Here is a 3,894-nt window from a genome sequence, read left to right on the forward strand (position 1 = left end):
ATTTTCATATTAATTTACAATATTTTCAAGAGGCATAGCCTAAAATTTGAAATAGCTTAACTCCTACCGGAGAAAATATAGCTTTTTGTGGCTTAATCATAATATATATTAAAAGGAGTTTTAAAATGGAAAATAATAATGAATTCAAATCACTTCGCAAATTTAATTTAATTATGGGATTTTTACACTTTATCCAAGGATCACTGATGTTATTTTTTGCTTTAACAATTGAAAAGGTTATTGCTTTTAAACTTCCAGTATATTCGAATTTTTTGAAATTTGACACTAGTACAATGAGGCTCATAACTGACAATCAAAAGATAATCGATGTTCCATTTGCTATAGGTGTTTCACTTTTTTTATTAATATCTGCACTATTTCATTTCTTAATTGTAATGCCTAAAGTAAATGATGTTTATAATCGTAATATAGAGAAAGGGATGAATCCATTTAGATGGTATGAATATTCCATTAGTTCATCTTTAATGATAACTTTAATTGCCTTATTATTTGGGGTATATGATATTGGTCTTTTAATAGCAATATTTGTTTTAAATGCTTCAATGAATTTATTTGGATTGCTAATGGAAAGAATAAACCAACATACAAAAAAAACAGATTGGTATGCATTTATATTTGGAGCTATAGCTGGTTTTGGACCTTGGATTATAATAATTATGTATGCATTTGGTAATTCAAGCTTAGATAAAGTACCATGGTTTGTTTATGCAGTATTTGCTTCATATTTTATATTCTTTAATTTGTTTCCTATTAATATGATCCTACAATATTTAAAGATAGGAAAATGGAAAAACTATATCTATGGAGAAAGAGGTTATATAATTCTCAGTTTAGTAGCAAAATCGGTATTAGCATGGCTTGTTTTTTCAGGTGTAATGCAGCCCCACTAATATAATATTAGGATGTAAATATCAAATTCGTTTCTCTCATAAAATACCCTATTGGGAATAAAAAGTAGCTATTAAATATAATAATATTTAATAGCTACTTTTCTGATAAATTATTTAACTTGTTTGATTAATGGCCATTTGTCAAAAAAGGTGTTCAGATATAGAAATGGCATCATAAATACAAATTGTCCAGCGATTATACCAAGTGTTGCATAACCGAGTCCCATATCATTACCTCCAAATGGAAGCATTTTATAAAACTTCATCCATATTAATCCCATTATAGTTCCAACCACTATTACAATTGCAAGTCTTATCAAAAATCTTGCTCCTGAGCTTTTAATCTTATCTTCTCCAGGATAATCGAAAAATTGGTGGTGCCATAAAAGGGCTGTAGTGACAATAGATAAAACCAATGAAGCAATTACAAGATCTACCGGTTGTCCGTTAAGAAGATTCGTTGGCTTAAGAACTACTCTCAAAATACCTCTAATTGCTAATGCTCCTACCAAAGAAATAGAGATACCAATTAAACCTTTCCATGGTTGCCTTTTTGTAAATAATTTATAAGGATACTGCTCTCCACCTATTCCAGGGAATAAAAATAGGAATATAAAAATTTGGCAGAAGGCTAATACTGATGGCCAAGATCCCATAGGTGCAATAATTGCAACTTCTCCACCTAATTGTAATTTTAAGAAACTAGGAATAACCATTGCCATCCATACAAGTATTGCAAAAACTGTTGTTGTCATCATAACACCAAATCCATCTAAAGGCGCAGCTATTTTACCTGCAAAAGGCCATTTCTCGAATATTGATACAATCGGAATCTGACAAATAAGTACAGGCACTGCATAGAAGTTAGCTACAGCCCATCCTTCTGTAGCAAGTAAAACTTGCGCGCCAGTCTGAGGCACAAACATAGTAGCTAAGTTAAATGGCTTCCACCATATCCCTAAAAAACCTATCATAACAAGCATAGCAACTGCACCAAGTAAGAATGCTATAGCAGCATATCTTAGCCCAGCAATAGGTTGCTTTTTACCCTTTGCATATTTACCATAGTTACCAAATAAAAGAGTAAGCCATACCCATGAATTGATAGACATCCAGAAGAACGTTCCTTCTGTAACATCTTTAATATATTGGCCTCTTGCCGCTGCATCTACTTGTGCGAGTCCTACACTAGCCAAATTACTTATAATACTTTTTACAATAAGTCCCCAGATAGGCCATCCTATGCAAGCAATTAAAAAAGTTATAACTACTGCAACTGCTCCACTAACCAGTGGATTCTTGAATCGTCTTTCTATATTAACTTCCATACAATAATAATCTCCCTTCATCTATTCCATAAATCCTTTGTATATGCATAATATCTATAGACATGATATATTCATTTATTATTAAACTTCATTTTTCTATATAAACATATTATATTTCCATTTCCTTAACATCAGAATCTATTATTAAATCAGCATCAGTGCACTTTATTACTTCATCAACAGTTAAACCTGGTGCCACTTCGATTAATACTAAGCCCTTATCTGTAACTTTCATGACCGCTTTATCTGTAATTATAATGTCAACACATTTTGCAGCGGATAGTGGTAATGAACATTTCTTTAGCACCTTTGAATTTCCTTTTTTATCATTATGACTTAAAGCGGATATTACACATTTTGCTCCTACTAAAAGATCCATAGCACCTCCCATACCTGGTGCAAATATTCCTGGTATCATCCAGTTAGCAATATTACCTTCTTGGTCACACTCTAAAGCACCTAAGGCAGTTATGTCAACATGTCCTCCTCTTATTATTGCAAAGGAAAGATCCATATCAAATGTTGATGCACCTGGCAATAAAGTAATAGGGGCTCCACCTGAATTTCCTAAATCCGGATCAGATTCTCCTATTTTAGGAGTTGGTCCAAAATTCAAAGCTCCATTTTCTGCTTGAAGTGTTACTTTCACTCCATCTGGCAAATAGTTTGCAGCCATATTTGGTATTCCGAATCCTAAATTAGCAACCATTCCATCTTTAAATTCTTTTGCGATTCGTCGAGCAATTATTTCTCTACTATCCATCTTATTACCCCTCCCTATTTTATTTTTTTAGTTCTTATCCATAACTCTTCAAAATATTTTCTTCTAGCTTCTAAAGAATCGCCTTTAACTATTATGTCTACTAATATACCCGGTGTTCCAACACTATCCGGTGCGATTTCACCTGCTTCAACAATTTGATCCACTTCAGCTATAACTAAATCAGCAGCAAGTGCCATAATTGTATTTGTTCCTTTAGTTGTGCCTCTATATTGAATATTTCCAAGTTTGTCAGCTTTATAACCTTTGATTATGGCAACATCAGCTTTTATTGGTGGATAAACCAAATATTCTTTCCCGTCTATCACCATTTTTTCTCTACCTTCTTCAAGAACAGTTCCCACTCCTGTAGGTGTTACCACTGCACCAAGTCCAGCTCCACCAGCTCTTATGCATTCTACTACAGTTCCCATAGGTATAAATTCAACTTCTAATGTACTTGCTTTGTATTGTTCTTGGATTTCAGGGCAAGTTCCAATATGTGCACCTACAAATTTTTTTATTTGTTTATTTGCTACAAGTTTACCAATATCGTGAGTTTCTCCTGGATGAGCTGATACAGCTTGAATAAGTGTAAGATCCTTAACACCAGTCTTTGATAATGCATCTATAATCTTTAGCGGAGCACCTACACCTAAAAAACCTGCGGTCATAATTTTCATACCATCTTTAATATTTTCTACTGCTTCTTGTACTGTATTAATCTTTGCCATTTTTCTGCACACCTCCAAAAGTTTTTATAATATACTATTTAGTAATAAACAAATATTATGATTATCCCACAAAAAGCTTGTAATTACTTCCAAACGTAGTAATTATGATATAATAATATCAAAATCAGTACGTAGAGGAGGATTACTATGTTTTGCAAAAA

Annotated in this window: 4 protein-coding genes; 1 reads left to right on the forward strand and 3 read right to left on the reverse strand. The window is 32.8% G+C overall.

Going from position 1 to position 3,894, the window contains the following annotated elements; all coding sequences use genetic code 11:
• The first annotated feature begins 125 nt into the window (after window positions 1-125).
• Window positions 126-911: a heliorhodopsin HeR gene (gene heR, locus KPL38_RS18500; protein ID WP_216290607.1), complete on the forward strand. Its 786-nt coding sequence runs from the start codon at window positions 126-128 to the stop codon at window positions 909-911.
• 110 nt (window positions 912-1,021) lie between these two features.
• Here heR and KPL38_RS18505 read toward each other — a convergent pair whose 3' ends face one another.
• The 3 genes from KPL38_RS18505 to KPL38_RS18515 all read right to left on the reverse strand — a co-directional run bounded on the left by KPL38_RS18505 (window position 1,022) and on the right by KPL38_RS18515 (window position 3,733).
• Complete coding sequence (locus tag KPL38_RS18505; RefSeq protein WP_216290608.1) at window positions 1,022-2,239, reverse strand: hypothetical protein; 1,218 nt, start codon at window positions 2,237-2,239, stop codon at window positions 1,022-1,024.
• 109 nt (window positions 2,240-2,348) lie between these two features.
• On the reverse strand, window positions 2,349-3,002 hold the full coding sequence (locus KPL38_RS18510) for a 3-oxoacid CoA-transferase subunit B (protein WP_216290609.1): 654 nt from the start codon (window positions 3,000-3,002) through the stop codon (window positions 2,349-2,351).
• 14 nt (window positions 3,003-3,016) lie between these two features.
• Entirely contained in the window at window positions 3,017-3,733 is a 717-nt protein-coding gene (locus tag KPL38_RS18515; RefSeq protein ID WP_216290610.1) for a CoA transferase subunit A, read from the reverse strand.
• Window positions 3,734-3,894 lie beyond the last annotated feature (161 nt).

It is taken from the genome of Clostridium psychrophilum, from assembly GCF_018861705.1.
GTDB classification, from domain to species: Bacteria; Bacillota; Clostridia; order Clostridiales; family Clostridiaceae; genus Clostridium_AD; species Clostridium_AD psychrophilum.

What these genes read in the sequence shown, in the direction of transcription:
- heR (WP_216290607.1), top strand. Translation starts at nt 126, where the DNA reads ATGGAAAATAATAATGAATTCAAATCACTTCGCAAATTTAATTTAATT.
- KPL38_RS18510 (WP_216290609.1), bottom strand. Translation starts at nt 3,002, where the DNA reads ATGGATAGTAGAGAAATAATTGCTCGACGAATCGCAAAAGAATTTAAA.
- KPL38_RS18515 (WP_216290610.1), bottom strand. Translation starts at nt 3,733, where the DNA reads ATGGCAAAGATTAATACAGTACAAGAAGCAGTAGAAAATATTAAAGAT.
- KPL38_RS18505 (WP_216290608.1), bottom strand. Translation starts at nt 2,239, where the DNA reads ATGGAAGTTAATATAGAAAGACGATTCAAGAATCCACTGGTTAGTGGA.